The organism is Pseudonocardia sp. CA-142604 (assembly GCF_050948475.1).
GTDB classification, from domain to species: domain Bacteria; phylum Actinomycetota; class Actinomycetes; order Mycobacteriales; family Pseudonocardiaceae; genus Pseudonocardia; species Pseudonocardia alaniniphila.
Genome location: NZ_CP192045.1, coordinates 2,664,428 through 2,684,601, shown reverse-complemented (window position 1 = coordinate 2,684,601; position 20,174 = coordinate 2,664,428). Strand labels below are relative to the sequence as shown.

The following is a 20,174-nucleotide window of genomic DNA, read 5'->3' as shown; positions in this document are numbered from 1 at the left end:
CATGCGTAACCACAACTGGTGAGCACTCCCCCGCACTCATATCCCGAAGGAGAGACGCGACATGCGCAACCACAACTGGTGAACCCGCCCCGAAGCCGCACCGAGCGAGGAGGCCCCGTGCGCAACCACAACTGGTGACGAATAGCCCGACCACCCGCACGGCCCAAGGAGGTGGCAATGCGCAACCACAACTGGTGACCAGACCACAGCAGACCACCCACGAATGGAAGAGAGGACGTCATGCGCAACCACAACTGGTGAGCACTCCCCCGCACTCATATCCCGAAGGAGAGACGCGACATGCGCAACCACAACTGGTGAACCCGGGCTTCACCCCTACCACCCGTCCGTGAAGGAGGCCATGTGCGCAACCACAACTGGTGACCGACTCCCGCGCCCCGTCCAGCCCGAAGGAGAGCACCCCGTGCGCAACCACAACTGGTGACCAACCCCCACACCCCCGCCCGACCCGAAGGAGAGCACCCCGTGCGCAACCACAACTGGTGACCAACCCCCACACCCCCGCCCGACCCGAAGGAGAGCACCCCGTGCGCAACCACAACTGGTGACCAACCCCCACACCCCCGCCCGACCCGAAGGAGAGCACGCCATGCGCAACCACAACTGGTGAACCGGACCCGTCGCACCGATGAAGGAAGGAGGACGCGCGATGCGCAACCACAACTGGTGACCGACAACCACCTGCGGGCAAGGCCGGGATCAGCCGCTCGCCAGCACTGTCGTAGCGACAGGCTCGCTGCTCCGGTTGGCGCGGTGCCACGCCACCGCGACCCCGGACGACAGGAGCACTCCCACCGCTCCGGCGACCGCGATAGCAGTCGCCGGATCCCAGTGGTCGGCCAGCACCCCACCGATGAGGACGGCCACCCCCTGGGCCGCGATGATCCCGGACGCGGCGACCCCGATCGCCCGGCCGCGGCCCGCCGCAGGCGTGGCCCGCACGAAGCTCGCTTGGGTCTGCAGGAGGTAGGCGGTGGACAACATCCCCGACACCGCCCACAGCAGCAGAGTGAGCGGGACCGGCGGGCGGAACAAGCAGAACACCAACGGAACGCCTGCGCCGGCGGCGAGCACCCCCACGAGCCGAGCCCGGATCACGCTTGGAACGAACCGCACGAAGAGCCAGGCGCCGACCACGCTCCCCAGCGGGTCGGCCGCCATCAGGAACCCGACGACCGTGGGGCCCGCACCGACCTGGTCGGCGTAGGGCGCCGCGAGCGCCTCAGGCACGACGTACCAGCCGACGAGCCACGCAAGGAGCACGAGCGCGCGCCGCCGTGGGTCGGCGGCGATCTCGGTGAGTGCGGCGACCACGCCGCCCAGCCCCGCGGCGGGGGCGTCGGCTGCGACGGTCGCGTCGCCGCGGTCGTCCCCGTCCGTGGCGGGCACCGGCCGGTCGCGCAGTCCCGCCCGGACCAGCACAGCCGACAAGGCGAACGACACGGCGTTGCCCAGGAGCGCCATGGACGGGCTGATGGCGGCCACGAGCACGCCACCGCTCGCGAACCCGGCCAGCTGCGCGGTCTGGCTCGTGATCTGGCGAACGGCGAGCCCGCGCTCGTAGAGCTCGCCGCGCAGGATCTCGGGGAGGAGCGCGCCCTGGGCAGCGGTGTGCGGGGCGCCGAGCAACACCACCACGACGAGGAGCATGCAGAGCGCCCACAGCGGTAGGTCCGGGATCGCCATGGCGGCGACGAACACGGCGCGCACCACGTCCGCGGCGATCATGACCTCGCGACGGCGGTACCGGTCGGCGAGGCCCGACAGCAGCACCCCGCCGAGCAGTGCCGGCAGGAATGTGAGGGCATAGGTCGCGGCCGCCCACGCCGCAGAGCCGGTGCGGCCGTAGACCAGGACCGCCAGCGCGACACGCGCCAACTGGTCGCCCGCGATCGAGAACAGCTCCGCGGCCCAGACGATCTGGAACTCCCGTATGCGGAACACCGCGCGCAGCTCTGCACCCGCCATCCGGACGTTCTCCCCTCGAGTGCGCCAGGCCGCCTCGTGGGCCGGCTCAACGGAGGGTAGGCGAACCAACGCATCCGGTCAGGACGGCACATGAACGCTTCCGGACCGGAACCACCCGGCCCTGCGGCACGGAACGGATCCGCGACGGATGGGGCGGGCCGGCCCTCGGGCGGCGTCAGCGCAGGTCAGGCAGAGCGTCACTCAACGGCACGGCCGCCATTCCGTGGGCGGCGGCCACCTCGGGCTGCACGATCTGCCCGGCAGCGACATTGACGCCGGCCGCGAGGGCGGGGTCGGCAGCCACGGCGCCCGCGGGCCCGCGGTCGGCAAGGGCGAGCACGTAGGGCAGCGTGGCGTTGGTGAGCGCGCGAGTGGACGTGTTCGGCACCGCACCGGGCATGTTCGCCACGCAGTAGAAGATCGAGTCGTGCACGGGGAACACCGGGTCGTCGTGGGTGGTCGGCTGGGAGCCCTCGAAGCAGCCGCCCTGGTCGATCGCGATGTCCACGAGCACCGACCCCGGCCGCATCCTCGCCACGAGGTCGTTCGACACCAGCTTCGGCGCCTTCGCCCCGGGCACCAGTACGGCCCCGATGACGAGGTCGGCCCAGAGGCACGCGCGCTCGATCTCGTAGGCGTTGCTGGTGATCGTCTGCAGGTGCCCCCGGTAGCTGAAGTCGATCTGGCGCAGCCGGTTGATGTTCGTGTCGAGCACCCTCACCTCGGCCTGCATCCCCACCGCGATGCTGGCGGCGTTCATGCCCGAGACACCGGACCCGATGACGGCCACCTTCCCGGCGGGCACGCCGGACACCCCGCCGAGCAGCACGCCCCGCCCACCGGCGGTCCGCTGCAGATAGTGCGCACCGACCTGGGGGGCCATCCGGCCTGCCACCTCGCTCATCGGCGCGAGCAGCGGCAGCGAGCCGTCGGCGAGCCGGACGGTTTCGTAGGCGATGGCCGTGGCACCCGCGGTGACCAGGGCGTCGGTGCACTCCTTCGACGCGGCCAGGTGCAGGTAGGTGAAGAGGACCTGGCCCGGGCGCAGCCGGTGGTACTCCTGCGGGATCGGTTCCTTGACCTTCAGGACGAGCTCGGCCACGCTCCAGACCTCGTCGGGGTCGGCGCTGGTGCGCGCCCCGGCCGCGACGAAGTCGGCGTCGGGCAGGCCCGCACCCACTCCGGCGTCACGTTCGATGAGCACCTCGTGGCCTCGGCCCGTGAGCTCACGCACGCCGGCCGGGGTGATCGCCACCCGGTACTCGTGGTTCTTGAGCTCGCGCGGGACTCCAACCAGCACCTGGCCGATCCTGCCCTAGTCGACGCCCGCCGTCATGGTGAGAAGGTCGCTCACGTGGGCGATCTCGTTCACCGTCCGGACCACCCGGCGCCCGTCACGACCGGCGATGACGCGGGTGATCCCCGTGTAGTCCAGTGGGAAGGTCAGCGGGCGGGCGAGGCCGAGCAGGTGGGCGAGCCAGGTGTTCACCACCCCGGCGTGGGCGATCACCACTGCGCTCGACCGGCCGGGATGAGCCGCGATGATCTGTTCGAGAGCGCCGTCGACCCGCGCGGTGAACGCCGGGACGTCGACGTGCTCGGGCAGGAGTCCGGCGAGCATGCGCTGCCACGCGGCGGGGTCGAGCCGGGCCATCTCATGGACGGGCACGTAGTGCTCGGAGTCGGCGTCCGAGCTCCGTCAGCCCGGGGTCGGCGGGACCGCCCGCCCGGTCGGCGTGCGCCGCATCGGAGGCGTGGATGCGTTCCGGCAGCGCATGCCGGACGAGCATGAGCTGCACCGTGGTCAGTCCGGGACGTGCGCGGCGTGGCCTGCGGCGCGCAGGGCGACGCGCAGCTTCTCCGCGTGGGCGTCCTGCTCCGCGGCGTCGACCGACTTCGCCGCGTTGGCGAAGTCGAAGGCCGCCATGTCCCAGGCCGGGAACACGTGCAGGTGCAGGTGGGGCACCTCGAAGCCGGCGACGAGCAGCCCGACGCGCGGCGGCTCCCACAGCTCCTGCACGGCGGCGCCGATGGTGTGGGACACGCTCGTCAGGTGGGCGAGCAGGTCGGGACCGGCGTCGATCCAGTGGTCGACCTCCTCGCGCGGCACGACGAGCGTGTGCCCGGGTCCGAGAGGATTGATCGACAGGAAGCCGACGGCACGCTCGTCCGACCAGACGAAACGCGCGGGCAGCTCGCCGTTGATGATCTTCGTGAAGAGAGTGGCCATCAGACGTGACCCTAGCGGCTCGATGGGCGTCTTCTAGGCTCGGAGGATGGCCAGGACCATCGCTACCAACACCGAGGTCGACCGCGACGAGCTCGTCGCGTTCCTCCGGCCACGCCACCACGTGATCCTCCTGACACCACGCAACGACGGCAGCTGGCAGGGCTCGCCGGTCACCTCCGGCGTCGACGCCGAGGGCCGGATCGTCATCTCCACCTACCCCGAACGGGCGAAGGCGATCAACGTCGCCCGGCACGGCAAGGCCGCCGTGGTGGTGCTCTCCGAGGACTTCAACGGCCCGTGGGTTCAGGTCGACGGGGATGCCGAGCTGCTCACCCTCCCCGATGCGCTCGAACCGCTCGTCGACTACTTCCGTTCGATCTCCGGCGAGCACCCGGACTGGGACGAGTACCGCGCCGCGATGACTACTCAGGGCAAGGCCCTGATCCGGATCACGCCCACCAGGTGGAGCCCGGTGGCCACCGGCGGATTCCCCGCTCACCTGGCCTGACACCCCGCACCAACGCCCGGTGCGCCGCTGCATCCGGCGGAATCTCCACTCACCCCGGTAGCCTCACACGGACGGAGCGTCGCCGCTCCGACGCGCCTGAAGATCGAGTACGACGGCCGTGGCCGATCGCTGATTGACAACACCGGAGGAACTTGATGCGGCCGTGGCCAGGTCACGCCTACCCGCTGGGCGCCAGCTACGACGGCGCGGGCACGAATTTCGCGATCTTCTCGGAGGTCGCTGAGCGAGTGGAGCTCTGCCTCTTCACGCCCGACGGTGAGGAGGAGCGGATCTCGCTCGTCGAGGTCGACGGCTTCGTCCACCACGGCTATCTACCGAACGTCGAGCCCGGGCAGCGCTACGGCTACCGCGTGCACGGCCCGTACGACCCTGCGAAGGGCCTGCGGTGCAACCCCAACAAGCTGCTCATCGACCCCTACGCCAAGGCGCTCGACGGCCCGGTCCAGTGGGACGAGGCGGTGTTCGGCTACCCCTTCGGCGATCCCGACGCCCGCAGCGACACCGACTCGGCGCCGTTCGTGCCCAAGTCGGTGGTGGTCAACCCGTTCTTCGACTGGGGCACCGACCGCTCGCCGCGCATCCCCTACCACGAGACGGTGATCTACGAGGCCCACGTCAAGGGCCTCACCATCGCGCACCCGGAGATCCCGGAGGACCTGCGCGGCACCTACACCGGGCTCGCCCACCCGGTGATGATCGACCACCTCAAGAACCTCGGCGTCACGGCCGTGGAGCTCATGCCCGTGCACGAGTTCCTCAACGACCACCACCTGCAGGAGAAGGGCCTCTGCAACTACTGGGGCTACAACACCATCGCCTACCTCGCCCCGCACCACGCCTACGCGATGCCGGGCCCGCGCCCCGGCAACCAGGTGCAGGAGTTCAAGGCGATGGTGCGCGACCTGCACGACGCCGGCATCGAGGTGATCCTCGACGTGGTCTACAACCACACGGCCGAGGGCAACCACATGGGCCCCACGCTCTCGCTGCGCGGCATCGACAACAGCGCCTACTACCGGCTGGTCGACGACGACCCGCGGTACTACATGGACTACACCGGCACCGGCAACTCGCTGAATGTCCGCAGCCCGCACACGCTGCAGCTGATCATGGACTCGCTGCGGTACTGGGTCACCGAGATGCACGTCGACGGCTTCCGCTTCGACCTCGCCTCCACCCTCGCCCGCGAGTTCTACGACGTCGACCGGCTGTCGGTGTTCTTCGACCTCGTGCAGCAGGACCCGGTGATCAGCCAGGCCAAGCTCATCGCGGAGCCGTGGGACGTCGGCCCCGGCGGCTACCAGGTGGGCAACTTCCCGCCGCTGTGGACGGAGTGGAACGGCAAGTTCCGCGACACCGTGCGCGACTTCTGGCGCGGCGAGCCGGGCACCATCGGCGAGTTCGCCTCCCGGCTCACCGGCAGCTCCGACCTGTACAAGGACGACGGCCGGCGCCCGTACGCGTCGATCAACTTCGTCACGGCGCACGACGGCTTCACGCTCGCCGACCTGGTCTCCTACAACGGGAAGCACAACGAGGCCAACCTCGAGGGCGGCAACGACGGCGAGAGCCACAACCGTTCCTGGAACTGCGGGGTGGAAGGCCCCACCGACGACGCCGCGGTGCTCGACCTGCGCGCCCGCCAGCAGCGCAACTTCCTCACCACGCTGATGCTGAGCCAGGGCGTCCCGATGCTGCTGCACGGCGACGAGCTCGGCCGTAGCCAGGCAGGCAACAACAACGTCTACTGCCAGGACGGACCCGTCTCGTGGGTCGACTGGTCGCTGGCCACGAAGAACGCGCCCCTGCTCCACTTCACCGCGGGCGTCGTGGCGCTGCGCACAGCCCACCCGGTGTTCCGGCGGCGTCGATTCTTCGACGGCAGGCCGATCCGGCCCCGGCGCCGCGGTGGCGACGCGCTGCAGGACATCGCCTGGTTCACCCCGGCCGGTGAGGAGATGACCGACCAGGACTGGGACTCCGGCTTCGGCAAGTGCGTCACCGCGTTCCTCAACGGCGACGGCATCACCGAGGTGGACACGCGCGGCAACCGGGTCACCGACGACTCGTTCCTGCTCTGCCTCAACGCACACCACGAGGACATCGACGCCACCCTGCCGGGCCCCGAGTACGGCTCGCGCTGGGCGGTCGTGGTCGACACGGCCGAAGGCGAGGTCACCACCCTGTCCACCGCTCCCGGCATCGTGGCGGCCGATCCGCGCACGGTCGATGGCGGGGCGGTGCTCACGGTGCCTGCCCGGTCGGTTCTGGTCCTGCAGCGGACGGAGCACGCACGCGCATGACGGGCCCGGCTGTGCCTTTACCGACCGTTCCCTCGGCCACCTACCGGCTGCAGTTCTCCAAGGACACCACCTTCAGCGACGCCGTGGAGCTGCTGCCCTACCTCGAGGCGCTCGGCGTCGGCGGGCTCTACGCCTCGCCGCTGCTCGAGTCCGGGGCGGGCTCCAACCACGGGTACGACGTGGTCGACCCCACGCGGGTCTCGCAGGAGCGGGGCGGCGAGGAGGGCCGCCGCGCGCTCGTGGCGGCGGTACGGGAGCGGGGCCTGCAGTTCGTCCTGGACATCGTGCCCAACCACCTCGGCGTCGATGTCGCGAAGGCCAACCCCTGGTGGTGGGACGTCCTCACGCACGGCCGCGCGTCCCGCTACGCCGGCCACTTCGACATCGACTGGGATGCCGGGCCGGTGCTCCTGCCGATCCTCGACGCCGACGAGGAGAAGGCGCTCTCGGAGCTGTCGTTGTCCGATGACCGCTCGGAGCTGCGCTACTACGAGCACGCGTTCCCGGTGGCACCCGGCACGGGCGACACCGGCGCGCCGCAGGAGGTCCACGAGCGCCAGCACTACCGGCTCGTGTCCTGGAAGCGCGGCGCGGCGGAGCTCACCTACCGCCGGTTCTTCGACGTCTCCACCCTCGCCGCCGTGCGCGTCGAGATCCCGGAGATCTTCGAGGACACACACCGGGAGATCCTGCGCTGGGTGCACGCCGGAGAGGTCGACGGCATCCGGGTCGACCACCCGGACGGACTGTCCGACCCCGGCGGCTACGTCCGGCGGCTGCGAGCGGCGATCGGGCCGCGCCGGTGGCTTCTCGTCGAGAAGATCCTCGGTGTCGGCGAGGAGCTGCCTCCGTCGTGGCCCGTGAACGGCACCTCGGGCTACGAGGCGTTGCGCGAGATCCAGGGCGTGCTCGTCGATGCGTCCGGGGCCGGGCTGCTCACCCAGTTCGCCGCCGAGCACGTGGGCCGCAAGGAGTCGCTGCACGCGGCGGAGCACACGGCGCGCCGCCAGGTGGCCGACACGATCCTCGCGGCGGAGGTGCGCCGTATCGCCTCGTCGGTGCCCGTGCCCGAGACGGCGCCGGCCACCGAGGAGGAGCCCGGAGAGGCGGCCGAGCGCGTGCGCGCCGCCGTGGCCGAACTGCTCTGCGGCTTCCCGGTGTATCGCAGCTACCTGCCCGAGGGCCGCTCCGCGCTCGAGATCGCGGTCTCGGTGGCCCGCACCCACCGGCCCGACCTCGCCGACGTGCTGAGCACCATCCGCTCGGCGATGCTCGCCGAGCCGCACGGCCTGCTCGCCACCCGGGTGCAGCAGACGTCGGGCATGGTGATGGCCAAGGGCGTGGAGGACACCACGTTCTACCGCTGGAACCGGTTCGTCGCGCTCAACGAGGTGGGCGGCGACCCGTCCCGCTTCGGCGTGTCGGCCGACGAGTTCCACACCGCCATGGCGGCCAGGGAGGCCTCCTGGCCTGCCACGATGACCACCCTGTCCACCCACGACACCAAGCGCTCCGAGGACGTACGGGCCCGGCTCGCGGTGATCGCGGAGATCCCCGGTGAGTGGATCGAGCGGATGCGCCGCTGGGCCGCCGCGCACCCGCTGCCCGACCGGTCGTTCGAGCTGCTCGCCTGGCAGAACCTCGTCGGCGCCTGGCCGATCTCCCCCGAGCGGTTCGCGAGCTATCTCACCAAGGCCTCGAAGGAGGCCAAGCTCGTCACCAGCCACGTCGACGCGGTCGCGGAGGTGGACGAGGCGATCGCGGCCTGGCCCGCGCAGGTGCTGGCGGACGCCGACGTGGTGGCCGAGATCGAGGAGTTCGTCGCGCGGATCTCCGCGCCCGGCTGGTCGAACTCGCTGGGCCAGAAGCTGCTGCAGATCGCGGGGCCGGGCGTGCCCGACGTCTACCAGGGCACCGAGCTGTTCGAGTACTCGCTGGTCGACCCCGACAACCGCCGGCCGGTCGACTGGGCACAGCGCCGGGAGCTCCTCGCCCGTCTGGACGAGGGCTGGCTGCCGGACGTCGACGTGTCGGGGGCGGCGAAGTTGCTGGTCACGGCGAGCGCGCTGCGGCTGCGCCGCTTCCGGCCGGAGGTGTTCACCGGGTACCGCCCGCTGCATGCCGAGGGGCCGGCCGCCCATCACGCAATCGCGTTCGCCCGCTCCGCGTCGCTGGTGGCTGTCGCCACGCGGCTCCCATTGGGGCTCGCGGAGCGCGGCGGCTGGGAGGACACCGTCCTCCCGCTCCCGGAGGGCGCCACCGACTGGCACGACGTGATCACGGGAGCCGCCGTCGCCGGCTCCGCGCCGTCACTGGCGCGGGTGCTGGAGCGGTACCCGGTCGCGCTGCTCGTGCGGCCGGCATAGCGGCCCGTTGATCACGATGCGATACGTCACACCCCTGGACCGGGCGAGGCGCCACGGCGCCGGGAAGGATCATGCGGCGTGACCGATTTCGCCGTATGGGCACCGCAGTGTGCCCAGGTCAGAGTGCTGGTCGACGGCACCGTGCACCCGATGGCCGTCGACGGGGCCTGGTGGTGGCGCGCCACCGTCGAGGACGCGAGCCCGGGCAGCGCCTACGCCTTCCTGCTCGACGACGACGAGACGCCGCTGCCCGATCCGCGTTCGCGCTGGCAGCCCGACGGGGTCCACGGCGCGTCCCGCGTGTACGACGACTCGGCGTTCTACTGGACCGACCACGACTGGACCGGCCGCCAGCTGGCCGGCAGCGTGATCTACGAGCTGCACATCGGCACGTTCACCCCGCACGGCTCGTTCGACGCTGCGGTCGAGCGGCTCGACCACCTCGTCGAGCTGGGCGTCGACCTCGTGGAGGTACTGCCGGTCAACGCGGTCGACGGCCCGCGCAACTGGGGCTACGACGGCGTCGGTTGGTACGCCGTCACCGAGAACTACGGCGGCCCGGACGCCTTCAAGCGGTTCGTCGACGCCTGCCACGCCCGTGGGCTGGGCGTGGTGCTCGACGCCGTCTACAACCACCTCGGCCCGTCCGGGGCGTATCTCGACCGGTTCGGCCCGTACTTCGCCGGCAGCAACCTCTGGGGCCCGTCGCTGAACCTCGACGGTCCGCATTCGGAGCCGGTGCGCCGGTACGTGATCGACAACGCACTGATGTGGCTGCGTGACTTCCACGTCGACGGGCTGCGTCTCGACGCCGTCCACGCGCTGCGCGACACGCGCGCCACGCACGTGCTCGAGCAGCTCGCGGCCGAGGTGGAGGCGCTCTCCACCCACGTGGGCAGGCCGCTGTCGCTGATAGCCGAGTCCGACCTCAACGACCCGCGGCTGATCACCGCGCGGGAGGCAGGCGGCTACGGCCTGCACGGGCAGTGGACCGACGACATCCACCACAGCCTCCACACCGCGCTCACCGGCGAGTCGCAGGGCTACTACGCCGATTTCGCCGCGGCCGGGCTCACCGGCCTGGCACACGTGTTCACCCGGGCCTTCCTCCACGAGGGCACGTGGTCGAGCTTCCGGCAGCGCCGCCACGGCGCCGGCGTCGACACCCGGCGCATCCCCGGCCACCGCTTCGTCGCGTACCTGCAGAACCACGACCAGATCGGCAACCGCGCCACGGGCGACCGGCTCACCCAGACGCTCTCCCCCGGTCTGCTCGCCTGCGGTGCAGCGCTGGTGTTCGGCTCGCCGTTCACCCCGATGCTGTTCATGGGCGAGGAGTGGGGAGCACGGACGCCCTGGCAGTTCTTCTCCTACTTCCCCGACCCGGCGCTGCGAGAAGCGGTGCGCAACGGCCGCACCGCCGAGTTCGCCGAGCACGGCTGGGGCGACGTCGAGGTACCCGACCCCAACGCGGAGAGCACCTTCCTCGACTCCAAGCTGGAGTGGGACGAGGCCACGCTCGAACCGCACGCCACGCTGCTGCGGGTGTACAAGGAGCTGATCGCGCTGCGCAAGGCGTGGCCGGAGCTCTCCGACCCGTGGCTGGACGACGTGGAGGTGGACGTCGACGAGGAGGTGCGCACCGTCGTGCTGCACCGCGGGCGGCTGCGGGTGGCGTGCAACCTCGGCAGCGACGTGGTCACGATCGCGCTCGGCGCCCCCCTCGCGCGGATCCTGCTGGCCTCGGAGCCGGTGGAGGGTGAGGCCGACACCGTCAGTCTGCCGCCGGAGTCGTTCGCGATCGTGCAGCTCGCCTGACCCGTGCGTTGATCGCGCCCGGACACACCACTCGTCAGACAGCGGCCTCGACGCTGCGCGGCGGCTCGCCCGCAGTGGCGGCGTCGAGCAGCGCCGCCGCTGCCCGCTGAGCCTGCTGTGCCGCTCGTGGCTCCGGCAGCACCGCCGCAGCCGTCATGGCCCCTTCTGCCAGGAGCAGCAGGTGCTCGCCGACGCCCGTGGGGTCGGGGACGTCGAGATCGCGCGCGAGGCCCAGCAGGTACTCCCGGAATAGCTCCTTGTGCCGGCGTACGGCCGCGAGGACCAGTGGCGCGCTTCCGCCCATCTCGCCGAAGGCGTTGACGAAGGCGCAGCCCCGGAAGTCCGGCTCGGCGAACCAGAGACCCAGCCAGTCGAAGACGGCGAGCATCCGCTCCCGGGGGCTCCCGCCGTGGCGGGCGACATGGTCGGCGAGCCAGCCGCGCCACCGTTCGTCGCGCGCGTCGAGATAGGCCGCGACCAGGTGCTCCTTGGACGGATAGAGCTGGTAGATCCGCTTGAGCGAGACACCTGCGGCGGTGCGGACCTCGTCGATGCCGACGGCCCGGATGCCGCGGGCGTAGTACAGGGCCTCGGCCGCCTCTAGCAGTCGTTCGGCGTCAGTGCGACCCACGCCACTCCCCCTCCACTTCGAGAACGTGCGTTCTCTAAGCTACTCGCACCGAGCGGGAACGAGCGTTCTCGCCCCCGGAAGCGAGGAGTGTTGAGCCATGACCGGTCGCCCACCCTTCCCTCCGTTCGACGCCGAGACTGCCGCCAAGAAGGTGCAGGCCGCCGAGGACGCCTGGAACACCTGCGACCCCGAGAAGGTCTCGCTCGCCTACACCGAGGACTCGGAGTGGCGTAACCGCGACCAGCACGTCACGGGGCGGGACGAGATCGTCGCGTTCCTCACAGAGAAATGGAAGCGCGAGCTCGACTACGCCCTGCGCAAGGAGCTGTGGTCGTTCACCGGCAACCGGATCGCCGTGCGGTTCCAGTACGAGAGCCACGACGCGTCCGGCCAGTGGTTCCGCAGCTACGGCAACGAGCTCTGGGAGTTCACCGACGACGGTCTGATGCGCCGCCGCGAGGCGAGCATCAACGACCGCCCGATCGACGAGTCGGAGCGCCGAATCTTCGGACCGCGCCCGGAGGACGAGCGCGGGGTACCGTTCCCCTTGTGGTGACCCACCGTCGGTGGGCGGTGCCGTCGGGGGACCGCCCACCGACGTCACGCCACCGTCAGATGAGCCCGAGCTTCTTCACGGCGTCGCGCTCCTCCACCAGCTCGGCCACGGAGGCGTCGATCCGGCCGCGGGAGAACTCGTTGATCTCGAGCCCCTGCACGATCTCCCAAGCGCCGTTCTTCGCGGTCACCGGGAAGGACGAGATGATCCCCTCGGCCACGCCGTAGGAGCCGTCCGACGGGATCGCCGCCGAGGTCCAGTCGCCCTCCACGGTGCCGTTGACCCAGTCGTAGACATGGTCGATGGCCGCGTTGGCAGCCGATGCGGCCGAGGATGCACCGCGGGCCTCGATGATCGCCGCGCCGCGCTTGGCGACGGTGGGAATGAAGTCGTCGCGCAGCCAGGCGTCGTCCACCTGCTCGGCGGCGATCTTGCCGTTGACCTCGGCGTGGTAGAGGTCCGGGTACTGGGTGGCCGAGTGGTTGCCCCAGATCGTCAGCTTGACGATGTCCTCGACCGACACCGACAGCTTCTTCGCGAGCTGCGCGACGGCACGGTTGTGGTCGAGGCGGGTCATGGCGCTGAAACGCTCGGCAGGCACGTCGGGGGCGGCGGCCTGGGCGATGAGGGCGTTGGTGTTGGCCGGGTTGCCGACCACGAGCACGCGCACGTCGTCGGCGGCGCCGGCGTTGATGGCCCGGCCCTGCGGCGCGAAGATCCCGCCGTTGGCCTCGAGAAGGTCGCCGCGCTCCATGCCCTTCGTGCGCGGGCGGGCACCCACCAGCAGCGCGATGTTCACACCGTCGAAGGCCGCGGTGGGGTCGTCGGTGATGTCGATGCCTGTGAGCAGCGGGAACGCACAGTCGTCGAGTTCCATCGCGGTGCCCTCGGCGGCCTTGACCGCCTGCGGGATCTCCAGCAGGCGCAGCCGAACGGGCTTGTCCGGCCCGAGAAGCTGCCCGGAGGCGATCCGGAAGAGCAGCGCGTAGCCGATCTGGCCTGCGGCTCCGGTGACAGTGACGGTGACAGGTGACGAGGTCGACGAAGACACGCAGGCAGGCTAGCCCTCCGACCCGCCCGTCGCCGTCATGGGGAGCACGTTCCGGGCCCGGAGTGGGCAGCGGCACAACGACTTCCGCCGGCGCAAAGGAAACGGATCCAGATCGGTCATCCGATGGATCCGCGGACCGTTCCGTCCTCATTATCCTTTTCGCATGACCGCCGCCGCGTCCTCACCCACCGACCCCGGCGCCACCCCCACCATCGCACGCTCTCTCGCCCCGGACCTGGCGCGCGGCGGCATGCTCCTGCTCATCGCGCTCGCCAACGTGCACGTCTACGTCTACGGGCACCCGCTCGGTCCCCGGGGCTACCCGACGGCCCTCGACAGCGCCGACCAGGCCGTTGCCCTGCTTCAGATGACCCTCGTCGACGGGCGGGCCTATCCGCTCTTCGGACTGCTCTTCGGCTACGGGATCGTGCAACTCGCGTGGCGGCGCAGTGCGGTGGGCCTGCCGGCGCCCGCCGTCACGAAGCTCGTGCGGCGGCGCGGCGCCTGGATGATCGTCATCGGCCTGGCCCACGGTGTGTTGCTCTGGCCCGGCGACATCATCGGCTGTTACGGGCTGCTGGCCGTGCTGATGGCCGGCATGCTCGTGCGCGGCACCGATCGCGCGCTGATCACCACCGCCATCGTCGGCGTCGTCGTGGTGACGCTGCTGAACGCGGGGAGCGGGGTCCCAATGCCCGGCGAACAGAACTCCTTCCTGCCCTCGATGTCCATCGAGAACCCCCTTGCCGCCATGGCTGTCCGGTCCGTGGAGTGGCTCGGAATCGGCCTGCTGTTCCAGTCCATCGGCGTGTTCGCTGCGGTGGCGTTGGGCGCCTGGGCCGCCCGGCGGCGGCTGCTCGACGAGCCGGAGCGGCACCGCCCACTCCTGGTGCGCCTGGCCGTGGCCGGGATCGCGGCAGCGGTGGTGCTGGGGCTGCCCATGGCCCTGATGGCCGCGGAGCTGTGGACCGCACCGCCGATCGGCCTCATCGTGCTCGCCGGGGCGCTGCACACCGTCGGCGGTTACGCGGGCGGGATCGGGTACGCGGCAGCCTTCGGGCTTCTCGCGATCCGGCTCGCGCAGCGTGGTGGCCCCGGACCGGTCGCCCACGCCCTGCAGGCCTGCGGGCAGCGGTCGCTCTCGTGCTACCTCGCCCAGTCCGTCGCGTTCGTGGCGCTGCTGCCGGCCTGGACGCTCGGTCTCGGCAACGACGCCCACCTGTGGCAGACCGCGCTTCTCGCGATCGGGACGTGGCTGGTGATCCTTCTGGTTGCTGACGCGTCGGAGCGTGCCGGCTACCGCGGGCCTGCGGAGATCCTGCTGCGCAGGCTGACCTACGGCCCGCGCCGCACTCCCCAGCCGGCGTGAGCGTCGTGAGACGGACGTGAGCGCGGCCGGTTCGTGATCAACCAGCGCTCCTGTCCATCTCACGACACGTCTACGGGATACCGTCTCTCCGGTGAGCCGCGCTCAGCCGTCGTCCGAACCCTCCGGCGGCGACGGGTCCGATCGTCCCCCGTCGTGGATGGGTGCCCCGGGCTACTCGCCCTACCGGGACGACCTGCCGCCGCACGCCCCCATGCCGGGCGCCCCGCCCTACCCCGCGGCGCCGGAGCCCCCGCCGCCCCCGGTCGGACGGCCTGCGTCCGGCACGAAGTTCCTGACGGCGCTCGGAGCAGCGGCGATCTGGGCCGCGGTCAACGTCGTGCTGGTTCTGATCGTCGCCGGGGCGCCTCCCGCGGGCTCGGACGTTGCCCGACTCCTCGGTGCACTGGTCGTCCCCACCGTGCTGGCCGCGCTGGCGGTGTGGCTGATCGCCCGTCACCGGGGATGGGCGTTCTGGATGCTGGTGGTGACCGCCGCGCCCTTCTTCTGGGTGCTGCGCGCGCTGGCCACGCTGGTAGGAGGGTGAGCCTTGCTCATCCCCGGTAGGGGGCGAGCCCGCCGCTGAGCAGCGCGAAGGCGTGGTCGACCTCCGCCAGTGCGTCCGGCTCACGTTCCTCGACGCTCATGCCGCGGGCGAGGCAGGCCTGGTTGGTCTCCGCCAGGTCTCGCTGTACAAGGAGGATCTGCCCGGCGGCGAGACGTGCTGTGACCTCAGCGAACCGCCGCTCTCCCGGCGTGGTCTCCCGGAGGGCGGCTGCCAGTGCGGCCTCACCGCTCGTCACGTAGCGCGCCTTCGCAGACTGCAGCGCCGGCGTACCGATGACGAGCCGGTAGAACGCAACGACCTGGGGATGGTCACAGAGCCCGGTGATCGGGTCGTGCTCCGCAAGGCGGGCTCGCAGGTGCCGGTGCAGCGCGCCGAGCGGTGCCTCACCATCCCCTCTTCCGCGGACGACCCGCGCGGCCTCGATCTCGTGGTCGGCGATGCGGTGCAGGACCAGGTCGTCCTTCGTGGGGAAGTACGCGAACAGCGTGCGCTTGGACACCTCCGCCGCGGCGGCGATGTCGGCGACGGACACCTGGTCGTAGCCGCGCTCCAGGAAGAGCGCGATCGCCGCCTCCGAGATGGCCTGCCGCGTGCGGAGCTTCTTGCGCTCCCGCAGCCCACCCGTTGATTCCACGCGGCGATAGTACACCGGGTTGATACTTGCACTCGGTCTACTTATGCTCCCGGTGTGAAAAACGACGCGACACTCGACACGGACGTCCTCGTGGTCGGGGCCGGCCCGACCGGACTGACCCTTGCCGGTGAGCTCGCCCTCGCCGGCGCCGCCGTCACCGTCATCGAGCGGCAGGAGATCCCGAGCGGACAGAGCCGGGGTGGCGGAATCTCGGCCAGGACGTGCGAGGTCCTGGCCATGCGGGGGCTGATCGACGCCGCCACCGCGGTGTCCGTCGAGCGGGGGGCCGGGGGCGGGCACTTCGCCGGGTTGCCGGTGCCGCTCGACGCGCGGCCGTGGCGCACCCGCCACCCCGACGGCCTGATGATCCCGCAGGACCGTCTGGAGCAGGTCCTCGAATCGCACGTCCGGGAGCTCGGCGCCGTCGTCCACCACGGCACCGAGCTCACCGCCCTGACCCTCGGCGATGGCGAGGTGAGCGCGACCGTCACCGGACCCGACGTCCCGGCCGTGCTCCGCAGCCGCTACCTGGTCGCCTGCGACGGCGGGCACAGCACCGTCCGGAGGCTGACCGGCGTCCCGTTCCCCGGGCGAGCCGGCACGATGGCCGCGGTGACCGCCGACATCGAGCTGTCCGCGGCGTCCGAGACGGTGCCGCAGACGGTGGGTCACATCAGCGAGCACACCCGCCGTGGTGGCGGCTACTGGATGCTGATGCACCCCCTCGGCGACACGACCGACCCGTCCACGCCGCATCGAGTGGTGTTCGGCGGCCCGGAACAGGCCACGCTGCCGAGGGACGCGCCGGTCACGGAGGCCGAGGTGGCTGCGGCGCTGACGGCGGTGCACGGCCCGGAGACGCAGCTGCGACAGCTGCGCTGGGGCACCCGGTTCAGCGATGCCACCCGGCAAGTCACCAACTACCGGCACGGACCCGTCCTGTTCGCCGGCGATGCCGCCCACATCCACCCGCCGATGGGCGGTCAAGGGCTCAACCTGGGCGTGCAGGACGCGATGAACCTCGGTTGGAAGCTCGCCGCACAGCTACGGGGTGACGCACCAGCGGGGCTGCTCGACAGCTACCACGCCGAACGGCACCCGGTGGCCGCCCGCGTCCTCGCGATGACGCGGGCGCAGAGCGTGCTGATGAGCCCACCACCCGACGCCGACGACGTCCGAGCGCTGCGCGACATCATGACCGACCTGGCCCGGCTGCCCGACGCCAACCGCTACCTGGCCGGGATGATGTCGGGCCTGGACCTGCGCTACGAGACGAGCATCGAACCTCTCGACGATCACCCGCTGGTCGGCACCCGCATGGTCGATCTGTCGCTCCAGACCGCGCACGGGCCGACCACCGTCAGCACGTTGTTGCACTCGGGGCGCGGCCTGCTCCTCGAGCTCGACGCGGCGGACGTGGGCGAGGCAGCCGATGCCGTGCATCCTCGCGTCGATCGGGTCGCCGCCCACGTCGTCGACTCGCCGGTGGGCACCACCGTGGGAGCCGACCGGGTGCTGGTCCGCCCGGACGGCTACGTCTGCTGGGCCGGCAGCGATCCTGCCGACTCGCCGGAGGCCACGCTCCGCCGCTGGTTCGGCGCGGCCGTGCCCGTCAGCTCGTCCGCCGCCGCGCGCTGATCACGCCCGTGTCGAAGCCCGCGACGTGCAGACCGCCGTGGAAGCGCGCGTGCTCCACCTTCAGGCACCTGTCCATCACCACCTCGAGCCCGGCCGCCTCCGCACGCCGCGCGACCTCCTCGTCGAACAGCCCGAACTGGAGCCACAACGTGCGCACGCCATCGAGCGCGAGCACGTCGTCGAGGACGCCCTGGAGATCCTCCCGGCGCCGGAACACGTCGACGAGGTCGGGAACGACGGGGAGATCCGCGAGCTTCTTGTAGACGGGGCGGCCGAGGATCTCGCTGGCGTTCGGGTTGACGAAGTAGACGTCGAAGTCGGTGCTGGCCAGCAGGTAGGTGGCCACGAAGTTGCTGGCCCTCGCCGGGTTCGGCGATGCCCCCACAACGGCGACGGTGCGCGTGGCGCGCAGGATCTGCTGCCGCCGCGTGGCCGACGGGTTCTCCCAGGTCATGAGTCCACCTTCGCGGCCGCGGCGAGAGCCTGGTCCAGATCCCAGAGTATGTCGTCGGGGTCCTCCAGCCCGACGCTGATGCGCACGAGATCCGGCGGCACCCCGGCGTCGCGGAGCTGCTCGTCGGTCAGCTGCTGGTGGGTGGTGGAGCCGGGGTGGATCACGAGCGTCCGGGCGTCGCCGATGTTGGCCAGATGGCTGCACAGCTGCACCGACTCGATGAACCGCTGCCCGGCCTCGCGCCCGCCCTGCACGCCGAACGAGAAGACCGCGCCGGGCCCGAGCGGCAGGTAGCGGGCGGCCCGGTCGTGGTGGGGATGGCCGGGCAGCCCGGCCCAGCGGACGTAGGACACGCGCGGGTCGGCGTCGAGCCACTCGGCCACGACTCGGGCGCCCGCGACGTGCGCCTCCATGCGCTGCGGCAGCGTCTCCACCCCCTGGATCAGCAGGAACGCGCTGTGCGCCGACAACGAGGCGCCGACGTCACGCAGCTGCTCCGCGCGCAGCTTGGTGAGGAACCCATACTCCTGGAAGTTGCCCCACCAGGTGAGCCCGCCGTAGGACGGCACCGGCTCCGTCATCTGCGGGAAGTTGCCGTTGCCCCAGTTGAAGCGGCCCGACTCGATCACCACACCGCCCAGCGTGGTGCCGTGGCCGCCGAGGAACTTCGTGGCCGAGTGGATCACGATGTCGGCGCCGTGCTCGATCGGGCGGCACAGGTACGGGGTGGCGATCGTGGCGTCGACGACCAGCGGGATCCCCGCGGCATGGGCGACTTCGGCCAGCGCGGCGATGTCGGCGATCTCCCCGCCGGGGTTCGACACGACCTCGCAGAACAGCAGCTTCGTGCGCGGCGTGATCGCCGCTGCGAACGCCTCGGCCGCATCGCCGGGGACGAACGTCGTGTCCACCCCGAACCGGCGCAGCGTCACGTCGAGCTGCGTGATCGTGCCGCCGTAGAGCCCAGCAGCGGCCACGATGTGGTCGCCCGCCCCGGCGAGGCAGGCGAACGTCAGGAACTCGGCCGCCTGCCCGCTGGACGTGGCGACCGCGCCGATCCCCCCGTCCAGGCTGGCGAGCCGTTCCTCCAGGGTGGCCACCGTGGGGTTGGCGATTCGGCTGTAGATCAGCCCGTACTTCTGCAGCGCGAACAGGCTCGCAGCGTCGGTGGTGTCCTCGAAGACGAAGCTCGTGGACTGGTATATCGGCACGGCCCGGGCGCCGGTAGCCGAGTCGGGCACGTGCCCCGCATGCACCGCCCGGGTGCGGAAGCCCCAGTTGCGGTCCTGATCGCTCATGTCGTTCATCCTGCCTCGCGGGGCCGGACTCAGCCGAGGTGCTCCCGGAAGAACTCGACGATCCGCCGGTGCGCGTCCTCGGCGCTGGGCGCGTGGTACTCGGCGTGCAGCGGCGAGCGCGCCACGAGGGAACCCATCACACCGGATGTGCGGGTGAAGAACGAATGACCGGCCTCGGGGTAGGTGACGACGTCGTGCGGCACGTCCATCGCCTCGAGACGGGCTTCGAGCAGTTCCGGGTAGCCACGAGTGGTGATGTCCCGCCCGCCGTAGCTGGCGACGACCGGGCACGAACGGGGAAGGTCGACGCGGCCGCTGTAGAAGGGGGCGCTCACCTTGTAGCGGCCGGTGCGCGCGAGCAGCAGCGCGAAGCTGCCACCGAGGCAGAACCCGATGGTGCCGATCCGGTCGCCGTCGACGTCGGGGAGCTCCGCCAGCCAGCGACGTGCTGCCTCGAGGTCGTCGAGCTCCCGGCCTTCGCCACGCTGCGCGGTGCGCATGGCGCGGGCGACGCAGATCGGCTTGATCGGTCCGCGGGCGAACAGGTCGGGGATGAGCACCGTGTAGCCGTCGGCGGCGAGGTCGCGGGCAACCCGACGCATCTCGTCGGTCATGCCGAACGCTTCGTAGATCATCACGAGCGCGGGCCCGGGGCCTGTGACGTCAGTGGGCACGGTGAGCACACCGGGGACGGTCGTCCCGTCGCTCGCGGTGAACGTGACCTCGGTCTGCATCCCGGTGAC

18 protein-coding genes are annotated in these 20,174 nt (G+C 71.1%); 8 read left to right on the top strand and 10 right to left on the bottom strand.

The window, feature by feature from the left end:
- Nucleotides 1–720: 720 nt before the first annotated feature.
- From ACQPZQ_RS12285 to ACQPZQ_RS12270, 4 genes are all read right to left on the bottom strand, one after another.
- Complete coding sequence (locus ACQPZQ_RS12285) at nt 721–1,989, bottom strand: MFS transporter (protein WP_433295123.1); 1,269 nt, start codon at nt 1,987–1,989, stop codon at nt 721–723.
- A 175-nt stretch (nt 1,990–2,164) separates the two neighbouring features.
- Nucleotides 2,165–3,289: an alanine dehydrogenase gene (gene ald, locus ACQPZQ_RS12280; protein ID WP_433295121.1), complete on the bottom strand. Its 1,125-nt coding sequence runs from the start codon at nt 3,287–3,289 to the stop codon at nt 2,165–2,167.
- A gap of 15 nt (nt 3,290–3,304) precedes the next feature.
- A complete protein-coding gene (locus ACQPZQ_RS12275) occupies nt 3,305–3,658 on the bottom strand; it encodes a histidine phosphatase family protein (RefSeq protein ID WP_433295119.1) in 354 nt (117 codons plus the stop codon).
- Between the two features lie 135 nt (nt 3,659–3,793).
- The gene (locus tag ACQPZQ_RS12270; protein WP_241039172.1) at nt 3,794–4,219 is read right to left on the bottom strand and encodes an HIT family protein; all 426 of its coding nucleotides are present in this window, start codon (nt 4,217–4,219) and stop codon (nt 3,794–3,796) included.
- 46 nt (nt 4,220–4,265) lie between these two features.
- Here ACQPZQ_RS12270 and ACQPZQ_RS12265 point away from each other — a divergent pair, with 46 nt between their 5' ends.
- The 4 genes from ACQPZQ_RS12265 (at nt 4,266) to treZ (ending at nt 11,235) form a co-directional block, all read left to right on the top strand.
- A complete protein-coding gene (locus tag ACQPZQ_RS12265; RefSeq protein ID WP_433295117.1) occupies nt 4,266–4,727 on the top strand; it encodes a PPOX class F420-dependent oxidoreductase in 462 nt (153 codons plus the stop codon).
- A gap of 155 nt (nt 4,728–4,882) precedes the next feature.
- Nucleotides 4,883–7,051, top strand: coding sequence for a glycogen debranching protein GlgX (gene glgX / locus ACQPZQ_RS12260; RefSeq protein ID WP_433295115.1), 2,169 nt, complete (start codon nt 4,883–4,885; stop codon nt 7,049–7,051).
- A complete protein-coding gene (gene treY, locus ACQPZQ_RS12255; protein ID WP_433295113.1) occupies nt 7,048–9,417 on the top strand; it encodes a malto-oligosyltrehalose synthase in 2,370 nt (789 codons plus the stop codon). Before glgX ends, treY begins: the two co-directional genes overlap by 4 nt.
- A 78-nt stretch (nt 9,418–9,495) precedes the next feature.
- Nucleotides 9,496–11,235, top strand: coding sequence for a malto-oligosyltrehalose trehalohydrolase (treZ, locus tag ACQPZQ_RS12250; RefSeq protein WP_433295111.1), 1,740 nt, complete (start codon nt 9,496–9,498; stop codon nt 11,233–11,235).
- Nucleotides 11,236–11,269: 34 nt separating this feature from the next.
- Here treZ and ACQPZQ_RS12245 read toward each other — a convergent pair whose 3' ends face one another.
- Nucleotides 11,270–11,866, bottom strand: coding sequence for a TetR/AcrR family transcriptional regulator (locus ACQPZQ_RS12245; RefSeq protein ID WP_433295109.1), 597 nt, complete (start codon nt 11,864–11,866; stop codon nt 11,270–11,272).
- A gap of 97 nt (nt 11,867–11,963) precedes the next feature.
- Between ACQPZQ_RS12245 and ACQPZQ_RS12240 the strand changes: the two genes are divergently transcribed.
- Nucleotides 11,964–12,422, top strand: a complete 459-nt coding sequence (locus ACQPZQ_RS12240; protein WP_433295107.1) for a nuclear transport factor 2 family protein — start codon at nt 11,964–11,966, stop codon at nt 12,420–12,422.
- Between the two features lie 55 nt (nt 12,423–12,477).
- On the opposite strand, the gene ACQPZQ_RS12235 is transcribed toward ACQPZQ_RS12240, so the two are convergent.
- Nucleotides 12,478–13,473: a malate dehydrogenase gene (locus ACQPZQ_RS12235; RefSeq protein WP_433295105.1), complete on the bottom strand. Its 996-nt coding sequence runs from the start codon at nt 13,471–13,473 to the stop codon at nt 12,478–12,480.
- A gap of 163 nt (nt 13,474–13,636) precedes the next feature.
- Between ACQPZQ_RS12235 and ACQPZQ_RS12230 the strand changes: the two genes are divergently transcribed.
- Together ACQPZQ_RS12230 and ACQPZQ_RS12225 are read left to right on the top strand one after the other, a co-directional pair.
- Entirely contained in the window at nt 13,637–14,842 is a 1,206-nt protein-coding gene (locus ACQPZQ_RS12230; RefSeq protein ID WP_433295103.1) for a DUF418 domain-containing protein, read from the top strand.
- 91 nt (nt 14,843–14,933) lie between these two features.
- Nucleotides 14,934–15,386, top strand: coding sequence for a hypothetical protein (locus tag ACQPZQ_RS12225; RefSeq protein WP_433295101.1), 453 nt, complete (start codon nt 14,934–14,936; stop codon nt 15,384–15,386).
- A 7-nt stretch (nt 15,387–15,393) separates the two neighbouring features.
- On the opposite strand, the gene ACQPZQ_RS12220 is transcribed toward ACQPZQ_RS12225, so the two are convergent.
- Nucleotides 15,394–16,041, bottom strand: coding sequence for a TetR/AcrR family transcriptional regulator (locus tag ACQPZQ_RS12220; RefSeq protein WP_433295099.1), 648 nt, complete (start codon nt 16,039–16,041; stop codon nt 15,394–15,396).
- Nucleotides 16,042–16,095: 54 nt separating this feature from the next.
- Between ACQPZQ_RS12220 and ACQPZQ_RS12215 the strand changes: the two genes are divergently transcribed.
- Complete coding sequence (locus ACQPZQ_RS12215) at nt 16,096–17,679, top strand: FAD-dependent oxidoreductase (RefSeq protein WP_433295097.1); 1,584 nt, start codon at nt 16,096–16,098, stop codon at nt 17,677–17,679.
- On the opposite strand, the gene ACQPZQ_RS12210 is transcribed toward ACQPZQ_RS12215, so the two are convergent.
- Genes ACQPZQ_RS12210 through ACQPZQ_RS12200 form a run of 3 tightly spaced genes read right to left on the bottom strand, consistent with a single transcriptional unit; the run spans nt 17,654 to nt 20,165 of the window.
- Nucleotides 17,654–18,133, bottom strand: a complete 480-nt coding sequence (locus tag ACQPZQ_RS12210; protein WP_433295095.1) for a CoA-binding protein — start codon at nt 18,131–18,133, stop codon at nt 17,654–17,656. The genes ACQPZQ_RS12215 and ACQPZQ_RS12210 overlap by 26 nt on opposite strands.
- Entirely contained in the window at nt 18,130–19,431 is a 1,302-nt protein-coding gene (locus ACQPZQ_RS12205) for an O-acetylhomoserine aminocarboxypropyltransferase/cysteine synthase family protein (protein ID WP_433295093.1), read from the bottom strand. The genes ACQPZQ_RS12210 and ACQPZQ_RS12205 overlap by 4 nt, the downstream gene beginning before the upstream one ends.
- A 29-nt stretch (nt 19,432–19,460) precedes the next feature.
- Nucleotides 19,461–20,165, bottom strand: coding sequence for a dienelactone hydrolase family protein (locus ACQPZQ_RS12200; protein WP_433295091.1), 705 nt, complete (start codon nt 20,163–20,165; stop codon nt 19,461–19,463).
- Nucleotides 20,166–20,174 lie beyond the last annotated feature (9 nt).